Source organism: bacterium, from assembly GCA_039961635.1.
Classification (GTDB): domain Bacteria; phylum 4484-113; class 4484-113; order JAGGVC01; family JAGGVC01; genus JABRWB01.
This window is the reverse complement of sequence record JABRWB010000014.1, coordinates 1-20061: the sequence shown is the minus strand read 5'-3', so window position 1 is coordinate 20061 and position 20061 is coordinate 1. Positions and strand designations below refer to the sequence as shown.

Genomic DNA, 20061 nt, shown 5'->3' with positions numbered 1-20061 from the left:
CAGATGTCTTTGGTAGTTATCTCTGTGGATAACCGCTTCAACGCGACCGAAATGAACGAGCTGATAGCCAGGTGTCAGCTCGGAGACTTGGGCGCGTTCGACGAGCTTATCACCCGCTACCAAAAGTACGTGTTCAACCTCGTCTACCAGCATTTGGGCAATGTGGACGATATTGAGGACATCGCCCAGGAGATCTTCCTGCGTGTATTCAGGTTCATCCGCAAGTACCGGGGCGAAGCCTCTTTTGAGAGCTGGATATACAAAATCGTCCTCAACTATTGCCGCAGCTACGCAAGGCGACGTTCGATGCTGGCCAAGCTTTTCTTCGTTCCGGTCGAGCGGGACGAGGAAAAGTCCGTGGACGTGATTGAGAACCAGCCTGATGTGGCCAGCAATCCGCAAGTCCTATTCGAACACAGGCAGGTTGCCCAGAGCATTATCGAGGAGCTCCGCAAATTGCCCCACATTTACAGGGATATCCTCATAATGCGGGAAGTGAACGAGCTTTCCTACGAAGAGATTTCGGCGATTTTGGGTATATCAATAGGGACCGTAAAAAGCCGCATCAGCCGCGCAAGGTCCATGATCAGGGATAAGGTGAAGATTTAGTGGTCGGAAACGAATGGTGGCAGTTGATCAGTGCATACCTGGACGACAGGCTGGAGCCTGCCAAGCGCGCGGAATTTGAGGAGCGTTTAAAATCGGATGCAGCCTTAAGAGCTGAAGTAATGTTCCAGCGCAGGATAAAGAACTATCTCCAGCGCCTTCCCAAGGTCGAAATCCTTAACGATAACTTCAAAAGCCACCTTTTGCGCCGTGTTGACAAGGAGCTTATCCCGGTTAAGCGCAATTACCGGCTGAACTATGCGACGGTAACGCTCTCCGTTATCTTGGTGTCTTTCCTTTTCGGCGGGATTGCCCTTGGAATTACTGGATTGGTCAATTGGCTTGATCGGACTGAAAAATATATCGTAAGCGTTGAAAGGACTGTTGGGCCGCAAAACCGCCTTGCTTCTCCGGGTGTTTCAGGAGGGGTTAAAAACCAGATTCTTGAAGCCAGCGCCAGACAAAAAGTGTTGTTCGAGGTTGTTGGGGTTGCACCTGAGGAATTTTTCTCACGTGTTCTTTCCAGCTACGCCAGCGGCGAAGCGGTTCGTGATGTCGTCGCGCCGTTTTTCAATCAGACAACCATTTTTGACGGCGCTACGGTAAATCCTCCTGGCGGCGCTTCACTGCCGGGACAGCAAAATCTGCTTAGGTTTGCCGGAAGCCTTCCTACGGAAGTCCATCTCGTAATTCCGAGTTCCAAATACGATAGATTCCGCGATTTCATGGCACGCCAAGAAGGCGTGATTCCGCCAACCATTTTTATGTCCGCCACAAACAATATCCAAGAGGCGGGCAACATTGCTGTGGATATTAGGTTTAAGTCGTTTGAATCACGGTGATCGGCTCCCAATAAGCGGCATTCCGCAAAACCTTTAGTCTCTTCTAGAAGTCTCTTCTAACGCTGTAAGCCTATTGGCCGGTATCTTCGTTTTCCTTCGATGCGGCCATTTTTTCAAGTTTCGCGAGCAATTCATTCCGCTTTTTTGTTTCGTTGCCGTCGTCCTCGCGAATTTTGCCCGCCGTAGATGTGGCCGCGATTATCCGCCTTACTGCCCAGAACGCGAAGATCGAAATAATCGAGATGACAAGGATGGTAAGGGCTGTAAATTTTGTCAGGAGCACTGCCGCTGGTGTTTCCGGATTCAAAGCTTGTTCCTTGAGGATTGTCAGAGCCTTGATTTGATGTCATCCCAGGAGGCGAATTCGCCGTCAGGATACAAATAAACGTAACGGCTTTTGGATTCGGGCGACAGAAGCAGAAAATCCTTGAAGCAAACCGAGTGGACGGCCGTCGCGCAATCCAGAAGAACCAATATTTCAGTATCTTCGGCCATCGGCTGCAGGCAATTTGGGCACTCCGTACCGAGATAATCGGGCATATTGACTGATTGCTCCCCCATTTCCTCAAGAACGCGCATTCTGGCCTCGTCAGCCTTCATCGCCTTTTCACGTTCCTGCTTTTTTTTCTCCGCAAGAATTAATAGGGTGTCCTTTTCCGCCCGGAATTCTTTGTCCAGCTCTGCGATGGGATTTCGCATTTGATATCGCTTTAAAAGCATTATCGAATAAATTAAAATCACCACCAATGCGAACAATATTACTGATGGGATCAAAAGGGCTCTAATCAAATCCGCCGAAATCGCGAAAAGCGACGCTTGCCCGGAAAGAATTGCCATAACCGGCTGAATCATATTCCGTTTCCTCCTCTGTCCTGGCCGGAGAAACGCTCAAGCTCCTCTTTCAGTTTCCTGATACCTTCTTTTGCTTCATTGCCCAAAAGCAAAAGCGACAGCCTCCACCTGACGGCAAGATAAATGATCACCACAAGCAGGAACACGATTAGTAGGGCTATAGTAAAGGCGAATACTTCCCTCTTGACCCAGAGGTTGAAAGTAAAAACCACGCAGAAAAAAGCCAGGCAAATATTTATGATGGCGCCGAGTGTCGCGCTCCAAAGCCGATCGGAAGGAGCCAAATAAGAAAGAAACCTGCGCTCGGATCTATAGCCCCATATGCCGAACGCAATCACCAAAAGTGATACTGCGAATCCAGGCCAACTGAAGGTAAGTGGCAACTAGCTTCCTCCAAGTGGTCTCACGTCTATGTCCCTAAACTCGCCCGTCAGCGAACGCCGCCAAAGGACTTTCACGCGTTTCCGATTCTCCTCCATAAGGCTTTTGACGTCGACGCAAATAAGGTTGCCTTCGACTGACGTATCCACCAAATACAGCTTGTCGTAAAAAGGCCCCATTTCGATGACTTCGGACTTGAACGGCAGGTCCGGGAACTTAACGGCCCTGCCCGCATTCACATCCACAATCGCCAAATCCTTGGTTTCCGTTAGGGGAATGTACAAAATGCTGCCGTCTTCATTCGACGCCATCTGGCGGCACCTGCCGACTTTGATGCGCTTGACGATTTTGAAGCTGTCTTTGTCCACCACGAAAACGCTTTCCCTGCGTATTGTGGATACGAAGAAATAAGGCCCCTTCTTCGGGAAATGCATTTCAATGGGAGCTCCGTCAATTTCCACCGAATCCTTAAGTTCCCTCTTCTCGAAGTCGTATCTGAAAACCTTTGAATCCTTGGAGTCAATTACATAAACCCATTTCCCGTCCTCGGAAACACGGATGCTGTTGACTAGCTTTCGATCACGCGCGCGGTAAAGTACCATTCTCCTCTGAGGGCTGCTTGGACTTTTCTCCTTTAGGTCGATTACGTCGAAGCCGCTGGCCATAAAGTCGGTACGCGCCCCGTTCACGACGGCCAGGTACCGGTTGTTCGGGAAAATTGCCAAATCCTGGGGAATGCCGTCCACAGGTATCACTTCGGTTTTCAGGAACGAATGCGCGTCAAGAACCGTTACTTTGTTGGTGACATCTACCGCATTGGAAATATAGGCGTACTTTCCGTCCGAGGAGAATACCAGCTTGCGAAGGCCGTCGGCGATTGCCTGCCGTTTCTCGATTGCGCCGTTTTCGGCGTTCACGACCACGAGCTCGTCCGGTGTGTGGTTGAGCAAAAACAGGCGAACGCCGCGATCTCTGGCGCCCGTGGCGCCCAGAATCGCAAGCCATAGCCCCCAGAAGACTGCCTGGGCAATGAGAAACCGCACGGCGGTTTTGTGCGAGCCGGCGCGCACGGGAGCGGCGCCATCTGTTTTCGGAGTTTCAGTCATCGTTCCGTTGCACCATCCGTCTAAGGCGTCCGGCCGCTTCGGGCGCAAGCGCCTTAAGTGCGGAAAGTATATCACGGCCGCTCATACCGGCCTCACGCATTTTGACCACTGCGCGCCGCCATTGTTCCAGGTCTTCATTGCTTTTTTCAGCATTTTTAAGGCCTTCCACCAGTACCGAGTATTCGCCCATTGCCGGCAGGCTCACCGAATCTCTGTCGGAGAGCCTGAAAATCTCTATTTGCTCGTGAATCTTTGTCATCTCGCGGCCCACTAGGACCGTCCTTTCCGGGCCGCAGGCCGCCTCCAATTCGCGCAAGGTCGCGTCGATTCGTGCGGGCGATTCGAACAATACGGTAGGGCAGGGCCGCGCCGCGATTTCCGCCAACCGGGACTCGCGTTCCTTGCCCTTCCTGGGCAAGAATCCATCGAAAACGAACCGTCCCGCTTCAAACGGCCAATAAGCAATCAACGTTGTCAGCGCGCTTACTCCGGGAATCACCGTTACGCGGCAACCGGATTTCCTGGCCTCCGCAACCAGCTCCGACCCGGGATCGGCAAGGGCTGGCATTCCGGCATCCGTCACATAGGCTATTTGTGAGCCGCTTAAAATACGTTTGATTAACTTCCGCGACTTGACATAGCCGCTGTGGGCGTGGAAGCTCTCGACGGGTTTCGAAATTCCGAAATGTGTAAGCAGCTTTCTGGTCCGCCGCGTATCCTCGCAAACGATCAATTCGGCTTTTTTCAGAACTTCGACCGCTCGAAAGGTCATGTCTTCAAGATTTCCGATCGGCGTGCCGACAAGGTACAAAACACCGTCGTTCATTTTGAGGCCTCTTCCAGTGTTTCCATTGCTTCGCCGTCAGTGTCAAGTGACGAGCGCATCGTTGCCCCGTATGCCGTCGCAAGCGCCAACAACTCGTTTCGCCCCAGCATGTCCGGTCGCAGGTGAGGATCAACTCCGGATAAGCCGAATATGGCCTTGGCTTTTTCATGGCCAAGATGCGGAAAAGCGCGCATCAATGCGTTTAGCGCAGTTTTGCGCCGATGGCGGAACAATCCCCTGACAAGCTTTTCAAATGAATCCGGCGGAGTGGATAATTTATCCGACAATATCGGCGCGAACCTGACAATCGAGCTTGTTACTTTTGGCGCGGGCAAAAATGAAGCCGGTGGAACTTCGGCCGCAAGTTCGACTTCAAACCAGGTTTGGACGAATACCGTCAGGCTGCCGTATGACGGATCGCCCGGTTCCGCGGCGAGCCGCAATGCGACTTCCCGCTGAAGCATCACACACGCTAGCGAGATCCATTCCGAGTATTCGATAATCGTCTGAATGAACAGGCTGGATATTTGATACGGCAGGTTAGCCACAATCTTTACCTTTCCATCTTGAAGAACGCCCGCTATTTCATCCAACAGCTCTCCGAAGCTGTATTTGTTGAAGCTTTTTCTTTGCAGCGTTACGTTTTCGAGGCCGGCCAGCTCGGAATCAAGAAATGGATACAGTTCTCTCTCGATTTCGAACGTGTGTATCTGCTTCGCCCGGCCTGCAAGACTCTTCGTTAGCACTCCCAGACCGGTGCCGATTTCAATTACGATGTCGGATGGTGATATCGCTGCCAACTCGACCATCGTTTGCAGTGCATTGTCGTCGATTAAAAAATTCTGGCCGCGAAGCCTGTTTGCTTTGAATCCGAGCCTGCGCAGACAGGATTTTGTGTAAGTTTCGAGATCCACGGGCCGAATGTTAGCACGCGTATTGAAAAGGCCTGATGCATTGCCGCGCTTGCCCTGAATCGTCTAATCCAGTACGTATACGTAAACTTCGCGCCGGCCGAATTCGAAACACTCCTCGCTTGTGTTGTAACAGAGGTCGATTCGATTGCCTTTGATTGCTCCGCCCGTGTCCACAGCTACGCAATATCCATATCCTTCCACGAATAGCCTAGAGCCTAAAGGAATAATCCTCGGATCAACGGCGACCCTGCCGGGGCGGGCCTCGTAGCCCATAGCGGTCGTCCCGGCCCATTTGCCGTTCGACGCGAATCCGGGAAAATAAGCCGTCGCTTCCATAAGAAGCTTTTTTTTGAAGCTTCGTGGAGCGGGAAGCGCCTCCGACAAAATCGGTTTTTCGAGTAGTTCCTCGAAGGTGGGCGAATATCCCGGCAGCACTCCTATGCGCATAATCACTTTGCGCGGTTCGGGCTTACGTATGATTGTGGATGTTTTTGCCTCTGCGATAGTACCCAGGGGGCCGATGAAGCGGCGTACCGTGTACCTTTCACGCCCTTCTTTTCCCTGTGTGATTATGCTTAGTCCGATATTTGACGGATCGAATTCGTATTCGAAAATGGTGGGAGCCTGCACACGGGATTCGAAAGAGGCTTCCACGAAAGTTACGTTTTTAAGCAAAAGGGCCTGCCCCGCAGACAGTTTTGCGCCTGCATCTAGTCCGAATGCCGAGGCGGGAACAGCAAAACCCAGTTGGCGGAAAAGCTCGCCGACGGTTTCCGGCGGTGGGGCAACGGGGATGGTGCCGTTTTCCGCGACAATATACACGCAATCCTGACCGTCCGCGGGCACCGGAAGTTCGCCGGCGACAATCGGCGCGGCTAAGCTCGCGGCCAGCGCTACCGCAACAAACAGGCACCGGAATGGCGGCGATAAAATCACTGCTTGAACAAATCGAAAGTCAAAATCGCTCCGTCATCTCCTACCGCCATTTCGCCGGTCAATTCAGCCCCGATTTCGTCCAATACCCCGGTGACGAATACTGAGCGGCCCGACTTGTCTGTCAAGGCCAGGCTTATGGATCCGCCGTCCACGTTGCCCCAGCCGGTCGCCTCCTCAATTGAAGGCAGGGTAGGCAAGTGCAACTCGGCGCTCAAATCCCTGCCATCCTGCACCAAGACAAGCAAAACGGCGATACTTTCTGTTTCGCCGAAAGCAAGGCCGCGCCACTGGCCCGCCACGGCGCTGGGAGCCGGCCATGGCTCCGATCCGGCCGAGCAGGAAACCAGCAACAGCACGGCCAGAAGAATTAGATGTCGGGAGCAAGTCACGATTCCAATTCTAGCACATTCCCCAGCCAATCAGAAGCGCGAATCCTGAAACCTTCATTGGCATGAATTGGCGCCCGCGCCCGCTTCGCTTTACACTAATCGAAGCCGCGTGTAGGATATGAGGTTCCCGAAGATGGTATTAGTAGTTTCCGGATGTACTGCGGGACATTGGAGCATCAATTGAGCAACGTTACACTTGATAAAGTTGAGGCGAACTATGCCAGTTTCGCCGTGAAGTTCGACGCCGACGAGGTCGAACGCAACTATCGCGAAGTAATTAGGTACTACTCGAAACGGCTGAACATTCCCGGATTCAGGCGCGGCAAGATTCCCCCGAAAGTTGTCGAAAGCCGTGTTGGCGCTGAATCCCTCGGAGCGATTGTCCTTGATGAACTTAAGGAAAGCGCATTGAAGCTCGCGTTCGACCAAAGCGGACTTAGGCCGCGGCGTGGCGATGTCAAATGGAGCAGGGAGGGACCTGCCGTCCGAGGCGAGGGCGCAGAGTTTCATTTCGCTGCCCCGGTGCTTCCGGAGGTGAAGCTTCCGCCTTTCGAAGGAGCGGAAATCGTGTTTTCGCCAACGGAAATAGACGATGAGATGCGCGAGCGCCTGAGGATGCAGCTTAGGCGAAGGTACGCGTCGTACGAGCCCCTTCCCGAGGGCGAAACGGTTCAAGCGGGCGCCAGGGTTCGGCTTGCCATAAAAAGCAAGTTCGCCGAAACCGGTGAGCAATCGCCTTTTGAAAACGACAGCGTGGAATACGAGCTTGGGCTGCCCGACAACCTGCCTGGATTCGACGAGCACGTATACGGAATGAAGGAAGGCGAAAGCCGGCAGTTCGAATACATTATGCCCGAGGATTTTGTGGACGACCGTGTGGCAGGCCAGAAGCTTATTATCGATACCACGCTGCTTGGTGCCGGCAACATCGTTATCCCCGAATTCACGCTGGATTTCATCAAAGAGAATTTCAAGTTCGAGAACGAACAGCAATTCGAGGATTACCTGACAACCGTACTTCGTTACGAAGTCGAGGAAGAAAACCGGCGGAGGAAACAGGAACTGGCGGCTGACCAAGTGCTTTCCGGCGCGGAGGTGCTTATCACCGAAGATATGATCAATCCTCAAGTCGACTTGATGGTCGAGGAACAGGAGCGGATGCTAAGAAGGAACGGTTTGACGCTGGATGAGTTTCTCTCAAAGCAGGGCCGCACCATCAAGGAGCTCCGCGAGGATTTTGAGCCACAAGCCAAAAAGCTGATTAAACGGGATCTTGTCATTGCCGCAGTCGCAGAGCAATACCATATCGCGGCAACGGATCGCGAGATACTGCTCGAGGCGGCGCACGTTGCACAGAGGTACAACTTGAAACGCAGGGAAGCGACCGCGCTTCTTAAAAACCGCCACTTCGTGATCCAGACGCACGCGCGCATCGTCGAGCGTAAGGTTCTTGAATTTCTGGCAGAGAAGGTCAAGTTCGTGGAGCAGGGGGAAAGCGCCGCTGCTGCGGCTGATATTTCCCAAGCTTCGCCCGATGAAGAGAATAACAACCGGACGACAGATGCGCCGGAGGCCGCGGGAGGAACTGAATGACATACTTTGTTCCTGTAGTAATCGAGCAATCCAACTGGGGCGAGCGGGCCTACGACATTTATAGCCGACTTCTAAAGGACCGTATCGTCTTTCTTGGCAGCCCCATCACCGACGCAGTGGCAAACGCGATTATCGCGCAGCTTCTGTTTCTGGAAAAAGAAGATCCTTCAAAGGACATTGACATCTACATCAACAGCCCGGGCGGCTCCATTTTGGACGGGCTGGCGATCTACGATACGATGCAACACATACGGCCCCGTATTTCCACGATTTGTGTCGGTCTTTCGGCGTCGCTGGCCACGGTGATACTTGCGGGCGGCACGACGGGTAGCAGGTTCGCGCTGCCCAACAGCCGCATTTTAATTCACCAGCCGTTCGGCCAGGTACAGGGGCAGGCGTCCGACATCGAAATAATGATGCGCGAGGCGAAATTCCACAAGGAGCGCATCTTCAGGATTCTGGAAAAGCATACGAAAAAGCCGTACGAGCAGATCGTTCAGGACTGCGAGCGCGATCACTGGATGAGCCCCGAAGAAGCTGTTGAATACGGGATAGTGGACGAGATAATCACATCCAGCGCGTCCGCAAAAGAGGATGAAAAAAACAGCAAGAAAAAGTAGTCGGCGTCAATTGTTGATTTCCAAGCCGCGGAATCTTTTGATTTTCGCCGATCCAATCGGCGCAAATGGACTATTGTCAATCTGTTCCTCGACTACTCCCTTTGTGGCGGATGCGTAAATCACCACATCTGATGACGACAGGATCCCGACTTCGACTGCGCCGGATTTGAATGTTCGAAAGACGAGATCGCCCGTTCCGATGGACTCCGCATTGATGTCATAGAATTCGGCGTCCGCCAACTGCTCCGCAGGAGTGCGGTACAGAAATACCCCGTTCAGCCTATAAACGAAATAAACGAAGCCGCCGGAATCGAAACCCCCGTAGCTGTTCCCGCCGCTAAGAAATGGGTGTCCCAAAAACCGCTCTGCGGTTTGGACGATTTCATCTCCCTTCGGTTTCCGTCCGTCCGAAATTCTATATAGCGATTCCGAGCTCACCCAGTATGTATCATTAAAAGCCGATATTTGAATTTCGTCGCCCCCTGCGCCGAGCACCGGGACTATGGCGCCAAGTTGCAGGATTTTGGATTCCTCTCCCGTTCTGGCATCTCTAACCCAGGTGTTTAGCGACTTGACAACCGCCAGCTGAATTGGAAGGATCTGATCGCAGCCGGCAACTTCGTTCGCCCTCAAATAACCGCGGTAGCCGCGTTGGGCAGGCAGCTCAACCAAGAGCATTCCGTTTTCGTCCTGGCTTCCAACAACTATTACAGGATCAAGATAAAATGCCTGGGACAAAACCTGCCCGCTTGGCTTGCTTACGATATCGGCTGCGGATGTGCAAAAAAGCGCGTCATCTGCGTTTCTGCAAATATCGATTATTCCATTGATTGTTGATGTTGAGGTGCGGTAATCGCGCGCGCTTCCTGAAGCCTGGAGTGAAGATTGGGAAATGAAGACTTCAAATTCGGGCTTTGAGTTGTGTTCCGAAGGCTCCGATTCCAGCTTCGGTACGCCATCCGGGAACAAAATCCTTAGACCGGCGAACGCGCAGATGATCAGCACCCAAACCAGAAAAGGCCAATTCATCGCGCTCCGCTTGTTCACACGCCATATCCTGCCGCGTTGCGCAGTGCATACGGGCGATGTTTGTCCCTGATTTGCGCTACTCGCCTTTTTCCCATTCGTTGTAGGTAGCCTCATCCATCAGTGAGCTGAGCTGGGATGGATCGAGTACCTTTACTTCGAGCAGGTAGCCCCTCCCCAGTGGATCCTCGTTGACAAGTTCAGGGCTGTCCTCCAGTGCCTCGTTGCCGGATATCACGTCAATGTCCACCGGCGCGTAGTACTCGCTGACCGCCTTCACACTTTCGATGGAGCCAATGGTTTCGCCGGCGCTGTAATGCGTGCCGGCGTCCGGAACTTCGACGAAAGTGATGTCGCCTAGTTGGGACTGGGCATAATCGGTTATGCCCATTTTCCAGCCTGCTCCGGACTTTGCGATCCATTCGTGGGTCTTGGTAAACCAAATCTCAGACATATACTCCTCCGAGGGAAGATTACGGAATATATCACGGTGGATAAGGCGCAGCCCTATCACGCATCGGCCCGCTTGTAGAATGGAAGTCTGACAGTTTCAGCGGTTACCTTCTGCTTGCGGATCTCAAGTTGAACCTTGTTTCCCGGCTCCCCCAACGCGGGAGGGAGATATGCCAGCGCGATGTTCATACCCAGGATAGGCGAAAAAGCCCCGCTGGTTACCACGCCGGCCTCGGAGCCGTCCATAGCATACACCTTCATTCCGTTGCGCGGGATTCCGTTTTTGCGTTCGGTAACCAAACCCGCGATTCGGCGCGTTATTCCTTTTTCCTTCTGCTCTACAAGCTTATCCTTTCCGAGGAAATCGCCTTTATCAAGCTTGACAGTCCAGTCCAATCCGGCCTCGTACGGCGTCGTGGTGCGGTCCAGTTCGTGTCCGTAAAGCGAATACGCGGCTTCGAGCCTGAGCGTGTCGCGTGCGCCGAGGCCGATTGGAGAGATCTGATGTTTTGCGCCGATTTCCAAAAGCGAATCCCACAGCCATTCGGCGCACTCGTTGGGAACAATCAGCTCGACACCGGCCTCGCCGGTATATCCGGTGGTGGCGACCGTGATCAAGTTTCCCCGGACGTTTTTTTCGAACACTCTGAAAGGTTTTTCCTTTGCCACTTCCGGAAGACCGAATTCCGACAACAGATTGGGCGCGTTCGGTCCCTGGATCGCTATCAGGGTAGTTTCGTCGCTGACATTTGTCATCGAAACGCCGCCGATGGGCAAGTGTTCCCGAAACCAGGCGATGTCGTTTTCGATATTGGAAGCGTTTATTACCGCCAAATATCGCTGGCTTTCGAGTTGGTAGATGATCAAATCGTCGACCACACCGCCGCCGGGGATTGTCAAAAGCGTGTATTGACACTTGCCCGGCTTGATCTTGGAAAGGTCGTTGCAGGTTATTGACTGCAGATACGCGAAAGCATCCGGCCCTTCGAAATACACCTCGCCCATGTGCGCAAGGTCAAAAATGCCGACCTTTGTCCTTACCGCCATATGCTCTTCGATCATACCCGTATACCATACGGGCATGTGGAATCCTGCGAACTCGATCATCCGCGCGCCAAGCTCGACGTGCTTTTGGTGAAGCGCGGTTTTTTTCAGTTCGTCCGTCATATCGCCTTCCATCATCACTTTCATACGTGTCTCCAAGGCGGGCGTCCGGACGAGGTCGGTACTGGCGGTCCGGCCGCTAGCCGCTTAACGATTTGTAGAGCGATTTGACCTTGGATACGTATCGTACCGTTTCCTTGTACGGCGGTACGCCGCCGTACTTGGCAACCGCTCCCGGCCCGGCATTATACGCCGCAAGGACAAGGTCAAGGCTGTTGGAGCGGTTCCTGTAACGATAAAACTCGCGTTCGAGATAACGGACACAAACCCATATGTTCTGGACTGGCTCGTACGGGTCGCGGATTCCGAAGGACTTTGCCGTGGCGGGCATCAGTTGTCCCAGTCCCATCGCTCCTTTGGGGCTTGTCGCTCCCACTTTGAAATTGCTCTCGACCGCAATCAAGGCCATCACCAGCCTGGGATCAACCCCTGCATCGTGTGAAAAAGAAAGCACAGCCCTTGCGATTAGCAACGCCGTTTTGTCCGAAAGCTTATTGTTGAATTTCAGAATGGCCTTCACGTAGGCGTCTTCCATCGGCCAGGCCTTTAGCTTTGAATCCAATTCGCTCATTCTCGGCAATTTGCTTTGAAATTGTGAGAGCTCGTCCGGAATTATGGGCATGCCTTCAGATGAGGAATGCGAATCAGCTGCTATTGCTTTATATTTTTCCTTGAAAACCAAATAAAAACGGTCAAATGACGAAGTGTTTGCACTTCGGTCAGGTCCCATCCAGTAGATTTCAAGCGCGCTTTTCAGCGTTCTGTCTGCGTATTTGCCTGACGTCTTTACTTGGTCGATGGCGAATCTAATCGTGCTTATCGCGTTTGGCGAGTCCAGCCAAACCGGCTCGATATCCACTCGGTCGTACGAATGCATCTTTCGAAGCTGCATGTAATTCGACCATTGCCGTCCAAACGCCTGCTCGGGAAATACGCTAGCTTCCGCCGCAATAAGGGCGACGGCGAAGCTTGAATCCACGCCGAATTTGCTTGCGTTGAGCTCGATTTCCTCTATGAGCTCGCGAATATTCGATAATGAAAGCTCCGGTCTTGCCCAGCGGATAGCCTTTTGTTCGACAGTGAGTTCTTCCTGGTTATCCGGTCCATCCGAATCCTGCGCGAAAGCAGGATAAAGCAATGCTGCGAACAAAACAGCCGCAATGAAAAATGGTTGAAGGAAAAGCTTTTTGGAGTGTCGCTCTATGCCTGCGCCGCCTGTCATGACCTTCCCCTGCCGACAACATTTATCGGGCTGCGGGCGGCGGCGAATTCCTTGTGCATTTTCTCCCATGTACTAGTCACCTGCCGTTTCAGTTCCTCTATCGTGCCGGAGTTGTCAATGATGTAATGGGCGTATTTAATCTTTTCTTCCACGGGCATCTGGGAGTTTATCCGTCTGTGAGCATCCAGCTCGGAGATTCCGTCTCGTTTGCACAGCCTTTCAATCATTAGCCTGATGGGCGAAGACACAACCCAGATAACATCCACATAGTCGGTGACCTTGGCTTCGATTAGCAGCGGCGCAACAATCACCAAATCCTCATCTCTGGACTTGCACTCGTCTATTTCGACGCGCAACCTTTCTTTGATCAACGGATGCAGAATGCTTTCAAGCTTGATTCGCTCGGCACTGCTGGAAAAAACAATGTCCGCGAGCTTTTTGCGATCGAGCGAACCATCGGGATTTAAAATTCTGCTGCCAAAAACCTCTGTTATCTTTTGGAGCGCCCCTGTGCCAAACCTAACCAGCTCGCGGGCCAAAACGTCGCAGTCAACGACTCGCACTCCCATGCGTTCGAGTGTGTCAGCCACGATCGACTTACCGCATGCTATTCCGCCTGTCAGTCCGACAATCAATATTTAGCTCCTGACCCAAAACCTAAGCATTTCGGCCAAACTAACTGTCGTTTCCGGACCTGTCATGATTTTCGGCATTTTGAGATGCTGCCGGCTCCTGGATTTCGTCCGGAGCGGTCGTTTCTTCTACCTCTCCTTGAACTGCGGAGTCGACTTCCATAGCGGACTGACGATTTAGTTCTATCTCGGAAGAAGCTTCCTGCGCCGCTGCTTCGGTTTTGTCATCTTCCCTCGCCTTATCCGCGGACTCGATTTCCTTTGCCACGATGCCGCTCTTCGCGAGCATTTCGCCGAGCTTCATGGCGGTTCCGGTCGGCTTTGCTTCGGCGTCGGTCAATCGAACATCTTGCTGCTCGCCTTCCGGCGCAAACCTGTCCAAGGTTTGTTTGATCGAAAGCTTTACTTTGCGTTTCGCCGGGTCAAGGTTAATCACTTGGGCTTTAACCGTATCGCCGACAGAGTAAAGCTTCGAAGGATGCTCGACTCGTTCGTAGGCTATTTCCGAGATGGGTACAAATCCCTCAAAATGGTCGTCCAACTTCACAACAATTCCGGCCGAGGTCAGCTCCTTGATTACTACGTCAACCCGTTCGCCCAAGCCGTACTTTTCGTGGATTACTTGCCATGGATCCTGTTCAAGCGCCTTGATAGACAGTGAAACGCGCCTGTCGCGTATGTTGACGTTAAGTACTTTGACGCGAACTTTGCTTCCCGCTTTCAGCACGTCGCCGGGCTTGTTGAACCTGTTGTACGAGATCTCGGAGATGTGCACCAGGCCGACAACGCCGTTGGGCAGACGAACGAACGCGCCGAAATCCGTCAGGTTTTCCACTTTACCTTCGTAATCTTCACCTTCAATGATGTCGAGGATCGGATCGGTCGTGGTCATTTTGTGGGATAAGCCGATTCGGCCGGAGTCGCGATCTATGCTGATGATTTTGACCTTTATCTTGTCGCCAAGCTTGCACACATGAGAAGGCGATTTGATATGCTCGTGGCTCATTTCGCTTACGTGCATCAATCCGGTCAGGTAATCGTTCAACCTTACAAACGCACCGAATTCCGTAAGTTTTTCTACTTTTCCCTCCAGCTCCATTCCCACATGTATCTTTTGGAATTCCTCCTCCATCCGCTGTTTGCGTTCCGCGATGATCAATGGCTTGCGCGAAAACAGCAGCTTTTTGGTTTTGGGATTGTATTCCGAGATAACCACATCGACTTCGTCGCCGATTGACGGGGGTGTCTGAAAGTTCTTCTCGTGAAGAAAGCCGGATGCGACGCGATAGGCTTCCGCCATATAGCCGTTTTGGACTTTTCGAGTGATTTTGACCTTGAGGATTTCCTGTGATTCAAAATCCTTCTTGATCTTGTTCCATCCGCGCTCGAAGTCCAGCGCCTTTTTTGAAAGGTAATAGACGCCTTCCTTTTTCAGAACGATCTTCGCCTCGATCGTGTCGCCGATGTTTATTTCCGGAATTTCATCCGGAATAATCTTGTTGTACTGGAGAATGCCTTCGCTTTTCGATCCGATGTCGATGAAGATGCCTTCTTCGTTAATCTGGACGACTTTGCCCGAGACGATGCTGCCCACGGTATGGGCCTCGGCCAACGAACGATCCAGCATTTCTTCGAACTTGTCTACCATTAACGCACACTCCGACGACAATACGCGAACATGCCCTAAACGCACTATTTTACCACTTGGCCGTTCGCAATGCAAACAAAGCGCGCGCGAGCACGGGCCGCGATTTCAACCCGCTTAATTGCGGCGCGTGGAAATAGTTTACCTCAACCGCGGGCGCACGGCAAAGCCGTGTTGACATTTTGGGATGTGCTAAGAATCCGAAGGTATCTCACCCGACAGTTTTCGCTCGATTTCGGCAGCCAAGGCTTCGTCTGTTTCGTCAATGGCGAACTCCCTGATGCACTCTGGAAGCGTCATCGTTCTGCATCCGCCGGGAATAGGTTTCCCAAAGGGGTCAACGCGGCAATTTGTACCGGCCTCCATTGTCCAACGTCCTTGCTCGTTGGAAACCTCAACAGGGGATTCAAAGCCATGCCAATAGCTGGTCGTGTCGACATCCACCTCGACGCGCAACACCGTGCCTCTGACGACTCCAAGGGCAGACAATCCGTCTATTTCGAAGGTTGAGCCGGGGTCCAGCCCTTGCTTGATATTCAATAAGACAGCGCCGAGGATTGTCTTAACCGACCCGCCGCCCTTTCCATCTCCGGCCTTCGAAATCTGCACTTCGCTTTCTTCTTTAATCATCAGCAACGTGCCTACCGGGAATAGAAGCTCGGCCTTGCCGTTTTTCAGCGTACGGATTCTGTCGCCTTTTTCCAGTGTGAAATCCGGCTCGGCCACCACCCAGTCTTTTGAATTCGCGCGCCTGATCTGCACTTCGCCCTTTATCCTCGTAATTGTGACAGGCTGGGCGTGCGCCGCTGAAGCCGCGCAAACAAAAATGGCGGTTAATACCGTTAGTTTCGAAATTCGCATTATCGACATCCGAGTCAACTCCGTCCAAATTTAAGGTTTAGACAAAATTATAGGTAAGCTGCACGAACACCATGTCGGCGTGGTTTCCGAAGCCGGTGTAATCCCTGATCATTGCTCCAGGAGCGAATCTATACCAGCCGAAATTGACTACAAGCTTGTCGGACGCCCGGTATTTGAAATCGAGATCGAATTCAACCCCTAGATCGCGGCTGCCTTGCCTTTCGTCGTTTGCAGGGATTGAAGCGCCTCCTCGTGCATCATGTACGGACCCGCGGACCGTGTCGGCCCAAAAGAAATGTACAGCCGGCTGAATAGTCAAATCCGTCCGAGGCTTGAAATCCGCAAAAAGCGCAAGGTCGTTGAGGTTCGGCGGGCCGAGAATGAAGGAATTTCCATGCTTGCCGTAGTAATCGGCGAACGGGGGTGAAAATCCCTGAACGTCGTTGTCTGTCGAGTCGGGATCGCCCGACGCGAATTCATACCGCGCTCCAATCCTTATTGGCGCCGGTTCGCGCGCCATGTTGGATACTTCGACGAAACAGCGGTACGCATCAATGTCAGCGCCGGCCGAATCTCCGAATTGATAATCACCGCCGATTTTTGCATCCACGCCGTTCTTGGGCTTGTAGTGATAACCGCCGCCGATCGTGTATTGATCAAGCTCCTTGGCAGGAACATAGCTTTTAGCTAGGGAAAGCGGGTTTAGCGATACCGCGAAATCGCGCCTGTCCGCTTTGTAAAGCACATGTCCGAATAGCTTGTGTGGTGAATACGGATGAGTCGCGGCCGCAATGCCGGCGATGAATCTTTCTTCGGAACCGGTGCCCCGCCATTCGCCCTGTCGTGCTGCGAACACGTCGAATTCGAATTCGTTGGATCGCTGGCGGAATCGAATCCCGTCGAAGGTCTGGCCGAGATTGTCCCAATAGCTCGCGCCCACCAATGAGCCGTCTTCCACATCAAGCTCCTGCCTGCCGATTCTCCATTCCCACGACCATTTCTTCGGATCGCGGATTTCGTAGTAGGCTTGGTATAGAACGAACTGGTCGCCTTGTAGAGGCAAATCGCCGTGCCATCTATCCCAGTAGCTGAACTGTGGCTGCACCACCAGGCGCTGTCCGATTTTAGGTTTCCAGTTGAAATCCAGCCTGATCCTGCTCTGCCAGGGAAACCGCTCGTCCAGGTTTGCGTTGTTCCAGTCGTAGTTGTCGTTGTAGGCAAACCTGGTTCTGGTTTCCGCGCCGAAATCGAACGATGGGTATTCTTCCGCGGCAAATGCCGCGGCCGAAAACGCGAAAACCCCAATGACCCCAAAAACAAAATTCTTCTTCACCACAACCTCCGGATTCACTTATTACCCTTGCAGGTTACAAAATGAGTGTAAATCCGAAAAAAAACGCGCGCCTGCAGAGCGGCCGAGTGTCAAAGCCTTGGTTATTCCGCACACGATTTGGCTCAAGTTTGGCCTTGTTCGAGGTAAAATAACGTTGTTTCTAGGAAGCAGAATCATGAACCGCATTTCCAAAATCCATCTAGCTGTTTTGACGCTGGCTCTTCTTGCACTCGGCTCCTGCAAGGGAGGCGGTGGTCCGACAAGCCCGACCCCTGAGCCGCTGGACATTAACCAACTCGACACGTACGGTTTCACCACGAACGGCCAGGTGGTCAGATTCACGGTCGGCGCAAACGTGAATTTTTACATTGCATCCGGCGAAGGAGTCTCCGGATGGAGCCCGGGGCTGGAATCCGCGGCGGCAAGGCAGATGACCGCCTGGAACGATGTCGGGGACAAATGGGGCATCTATCACGTGTCGCAAACCGAAAAATCGTCGAACGGCGATGTAAGGGTCGTTTGGGTGGACTCGCTCGGCGGCAACGCGGCGGGGCGGACCTCATTCCAAGCCCAGGGCGGCCGGCTGATTTTGCCGATTCTGATTGAGCTGCCGACCCACGTGAACGGGCGGACGGTGAGCCAAAGCGAAGTCGCGCTCGCCGCGGTTCACGAAATGGGGCACGCGCTCGGTCTGTGGCAGCACTCGCCATATTCAGGCGACGTGATGTATCCAATTGCGATGAACGGCGTTCCTTCAAAACGCGACCGAAACACGATATACAAGCTTTACAACACGGCGGCGCATATCACGAATGCGGTCAGGGAACCTTCGGCGGCAAGCGGCGAGCCGATTGTCACATATTCAATCGAATGCGGCGCCGACTGCATCGGGCGCTGACGATCGGCAAGTCGAACGAAATCCACTGAATCTCGTCTCACTGGATGCCGAACATGGTGCTGTTGACCACCGTAACAAGGTGGCCAACAATGCGCCTGCGCGGTGTTTTTCGGGTATCAAATCCCGGCAGGTGAATTCGATGCTCAACAACCTGAAAACTTTCGTTTTGTTCGTCGTGATGGGCGCGATCATTATGGCCGCGGGAACGTATTTCGGCGGCCAGTCCGGCCTCGCAATCGGCCTCGGAATCGCGCTGATATTCACGTTTGGCAGTTACTGGTATAGCGACAAAATCGCGACTTCAATGTACGGCGCAAGGGAAGTTTCACCGCAGGAAGCTCCCGCGCTGCACGAAATGGTCGAGAGGCTTTCGCGCGCTGCAGGTATTCCAAAACCGCGTATCGCGATTGTAGACCTGGACATCCCGAACGCGTTCGCGACCGGCCGCGATCCTTCGCACGGCCTCGTTGCGGTGACCACGGGACTGCTTAACGGTCTTTCGCAGGACGAAATCGAAGGCGTCGTAGCCCATGAGTTGGCTCACATCAAACACAGGGACACGCTGACGATGGCGGTCGCCGCTGCGATGGCGATGGCGATTACATTTATTGCCCGCATGGCGTTCTGGTTCGGCGGAAGCCGGGACAACGGCGGCGGATTGCTCGGAATGCTCGCGATGCTGATTGTCGCTCCTCTGGCCGCGACGCTGATTCAGCTCGCCATTTCCCGCAGCCGGGAATTCGAGGCGGACGCGGGTGCGGCCAAAATCACCGGCAACCCGCGTGGACTCGCATATGCGCTCGCGCGTCTCGAAGGTTATAACAAGCGAGCCGAGTTCCCGTATGCCGATCCGGCTACCGCTCACATGTTCATCGTCCAGCCTGCGATGGGCGGCTCCCTCGTTTCGCTGTTTTCGACGCATCCGAGCACGAAGGAGCGCATCAAGCGCCTCGAAGCCATGGCCCGATAGTCAGTTTGCGCTAAAATTTCTTCGATGGACATAAAAACCCTCAAGGACAAAAGGTTCGACATCGGCGGCGTCGAGCTTATCGACCCATCCGTGCTCGAAACGCTTCCTTACGACCACCAGCCGCAGGACACAGGCGTATTCATTGAAACCAAGGAGTTCACCTGTGTCTGCCCCTGGAGCGGACTGCCGGACTTCGCGACGTTGCGCCTCTGGTACTTTCCCGACTTGAACATTATCGAGTTGAAGTCGTTCAAATACTATTTGCATACGTTCCGTAATGTGGGAATTTACCAGGAGGACGCGGTCAACCGCATCCTCAACGATTTCTGGGAATGCGTCCAGCCGAAATGGATCAGGATGGAGCTGGATTACCAAGTCCGCGGCGGCATCCACCAGGTTTGCACCGTTGTGCGCGGCGAAAAGCCTATGGAAGTCTCCTAGGCCGTTTCTGATTTTCCGACTTCCACCGTCGCCCGGACAAGATATATCAGCGGAACGCTTGCGCCGGTCACGGCCAGCTTCACGACGTATTGTCCCAGGATAAGCATCCCGATTTGTGCCGGCGGAAACACTCCGGCGAATGCAATCGCAATAAAGACCACGCTGTCCGCGAGCGTCGAAAGGGCATTGGAAGCGACGACGCGCATTCCCGGATTGAGCCTTGCGCGTAGCCTGGCGAACAACTCCACGTCCAGCAAGCTCGAAATCAGGTACGCGGTCAGGCTGGCAAACACAATCCGCCACGTCAGTCCGAAAACAGCGGAGAAGCTTCCGGCAGCCTCGAACCAGGGC

24 protein-coding genes are annotated in these 20061 nt (G+C 53.3%); 7 read left to right on the top strand and 17 right to left on the bottom strand.

The features are described from left to right. Positions 1-24 precede the first annotated feature (24 nt). Together HRF49_02625 and HRF49_02620 are read left to right on the top strand one after the other, a co-directional pair. A complete protein-coding gene (locus HRF49_02625; GenBank protein MEP0813545.1) occupies positions 25-609 on the top strand; it encodes a sigma-70 family RNA polymerase sigma factor in 585 nt (194 codons plus the stop codon). Continuing rightward, positions 609-1448 (top strand): hypothetical protein, encoded by an 840-nt coding sequence (locus HRF49_02620; protein ID MEP0813544.1) that lies wholly within the window; start codon positions 609-611, stop codon positions 1446-1448. The genes HRF49_02625 and HRF49_02620 overlap by 1 nt, the downstream gene beginning before the upstream one ends. A 70-nt stretch (positions 1449-1518) precedes the next feature. Here HRF49_02620 and HRF49_02615 read toward each other — a convergent pair whose 3' ends face one another. From HRF49_02615 to HRF49_02580, 8 genes are all read right to left on the bottom strand, one after another. Continuing rightward, positions 1519-1731 (bottom strand): hypothetical protein, encoded by a 213-nt coding sequence (locus HRF49_02615; protein MEP0813543.1) that lies wholly within the window; start codon positions 1729-1731, stop codon positions 1519-1521. A 44-nt stretch (positions 1732-1775) separates the two neighbouring features. Further along, on the bottom strand, positions 1776-2300 hold the full coding sequence (locus HRF49_02610) for a hypothetical protein (GenBank protein MEP0813542.1): 525 nt from the start codon (positions 2298-2300) through the stop codon (positions 1776-1778). Further along, a complete protein-coding gene (locus tag HRF49_02605; protein ID MEP0813541.1) occupies positions 2297-2683 on the bottom strand; it encodes a hypothetical protein in 387 nt (128 codons plus the stop codon). The genes HRF49_02610 and HRF49_02605 overlap by 4 nt, the downstream gene beginning before the upstream one ends. After that, complete coding sequence (locus HRF49_02600) at positions 2684-3787, bottom strand: YncE family protein (GenBank protein MEP0813540.1); 1104 nt, start codon at positions 3785-3787, stop codon at positions 2684-2686. Beyond that, a complete protein-coding gene (rsmI, locus tag HRF49_02595) occupies positions 3780-4613 on the bottom strand; it encodes a 16S rRNA (cytidine(1402)-2'-O)-methyltransferase (protein MEP0813539.1) in 834 nt (277 codons plus the stop codon). Before rsmI ends, HRF49_02600 begins: the two co-directional genes overlap by 8 nt. Further along, positions 4610-5527 (bottom strand): ribosomal RNA small subunit methyltransferase A, encoded by a 918-nt coding sequence (gene rsmA / locus HRF49_02590; GenBank protein MEP0813538.1) that lies wholly within the window; start codon positions 5525-5527, stop codon positions 4610-4612. The genes rsmI and rsmA overlap by 4 nt, the downstream gene beginning before the upstream one ends. A gap of 63 nt (positions 5528-5590) precedes the next feature. Beyond that, complete coding sequence (locus tag HRF49_02585) at positions 5591-5974, bottom strand: 3D domain-containing protein (GenBank protein MEP0813537.1); 384 nt, start codon at positions 5972-5974, stop codon at positions 5591-5593. Between the two features lie 485 nt (positions 5975-6459). Further along, positions 6460-6852 (bottom strand): hypothetical protein, encoded by a 393-nt coding sequence (locus HRF49_02580; GenBank protein MEP0813536.1) that lies wholly within the window; start codon positions 6850-6852, stop codon positions 6460-6462. 180 nt (positions 6853-7032) lie between these two features. On the opposite strand from HRF49_02580, the gene tig reads away from it, so the two are divergent. Both tig and HRF49_02570 read left to right on the top strand, forming a co-directional pair. Then, positions 7033-8445, top strand: coding sequence for a trigger factor (gene tig, locus HRF49_02575; protein ID MEP0813535.1), 1413 nt, complete (start codon positions 7033-7035; stop codon positions 8443-8445). Beyond that, positions 8442-9065, top strand: a complete 624-nt coding sequence (locus HRF49_02570; GenBank protein MEP0813534.1) for an ATP-dependent Clp protease proteolytic subunit — start codon at positions 8442-8444, stop codon at positions 9063-9065. The genes tig and HRF49_02570 overlap by 4 nt, the downstream gene beginning before the upstream one ends. Before the next feature lie 6 nt (positions 9066-9071). Here the strand turns inward: HRF49_02570 and HRF49_02565 are convergent, their stop codons facing one another. The 8 genes from HRF49_02565 to HRF49_02530 all read right to left on the bottom strand — a co-directional run bounded on the left by HRF49_02565 (position 9072) and on the right by HRF49_02530 (position 17401). Next, complete coding sequence (locus tag HRF49_02565) at positions 9072-10112, bottom strand: C40 family peptidase (protein ID MEP0813533.1); 1041 nt, start codon at positions 10110-10112, stop codon at positions 9072-9074. A 58-nt stretch (positions 10113-10170) separates the two neighbouring features. Continuing rightward, on the bottom strand, positions 10171-10545 hold the full coding sequence (gene gcvH, locus HRF49_02560) for a glycine cleavage system protein GcvH (GenBank protein MEP0813532.1): 375 nt from the start codon (positions 10543-10545) through the stop codon (positions 10171-10173). Positions 10546-10601: 56 nt separating this feature from the next. Then, positions 10602-11735: a glycine cleavage system aminomethyltransferase GcvT gene (gcvT, locus tag HRF49_02555; GenBank protein ID MEP0813531.1), complete on the bottom strand. Its 1134-nt coding sequence runs from the start codon at positions 11733-11735 to the stop codon at positions 10602-10604. Between the two features lie 52 nt (positions 11736-11787). After that, complete coding sequence (locus HRF49_02550; GenBank protein MEP0813530.1) at positions 11788-12930, bottom strand: lytic transglycosylase domain-containing protein; 1143 nt, start codon at positions 12928-12930, stop codon at positions 11788-11790. Next, complete coding sequence (locus HRF49_02545; protein ID MEP0813529.1) at positions 12927-13565, bottom strand: dephospho-CoA kinase; 639 nt, start codon at positions 13563-13565, stop codon at positions 12927-12929. The genes HRF49_02550 and HRF49_02545 overlap by 4 nt, the downstream gene beginning before the upstream one ends. Positions 13566-13605: 40 nt before the next feature. Beyond that, positions 13606-15210 carry a S1 RNA-binding domain-containing protein gene (locus tag HRF49_02540; protein ID MEP0813528.1) on the bottom strand — a complete coding sequence of 535 codons (1605 nt, stop codon included), beginning with the start codon at positions 15208-15210 and terminating at the stop codon, positions 13606-13608. Positions 15211-15399: 189 nt separating this feature from the next. Further along, entirely contained in the window at positions 15400-16068 is a 669-nt protein-coding gene (locus tag HRF49_02535; GenBank protein MEP0813527.1) for a FecR domain-containing protein, read from the bottom strand. A 37-nt stretch (positions 16069-16105) separates the two neighbouring features. Then, entirely contained in the window at positions 16106-17401 is a 1296-nt protein-coding gene (locus HRF49_02530) for an alginate export family protein (GenBank protein MEP0813526.1), read from the bottom strand. A gap of 175 nt (positions 17402-17576) precedes the next feature. Between HRF49_02530 and HRF49_02525 the strand changes: the two genes are divergently transcribed. From HRF49_02525 to queF, 3 genes are all read left to right on the top strand, one after another. Beyond that, a complete protein-coding gene (locus tag HRF49_02525; protein MEP0813525.1) occupies positions 17577-18299 on the top strand; it encodes a matrixin family metalloprotease in 723 nt (240 codons plus the stop codon). 139 nt (positions 18300-18438) lie between these two features. Then, positions 18439-19269: a zinc metalloprotease HtpX gene (locus HRF49_02520; GenBank protein ID MEP0813524.1), complete on the top strand. Its 831-nt coding sequence runs from the start codon at positions 18439-18441 to the stop codon at positions 19267-19269. A gap of 24 nt (positions 19270-19293) precedes the next feature. Beyond that, positions 19294-19710 (top strand): NADPH-dependent 7-cyano-7-deazaguanine reductase QueF, encoded by a 417-nt coding sequence (queF, locus tag HRF49_02515; GenBank protein ID MEP0813523.1) that lies wholly within the window; start codon positions 19294-19296, stop codon positions 19708-19710. Here the strand turns inward: queF and HRF49_02510 are convergent. After that, a partial coding sequence (locus tag HRF49_02510; GenBank protein ID MEP0813522.1) for a queuosine precursor transporter occupies positions 19707-20061 on the bottom strand: 355 nt, incomplete at its 5' end. The two genes, queF and HRF49_02510, sit on opposite strands and share 4 nt — an antisense overlap.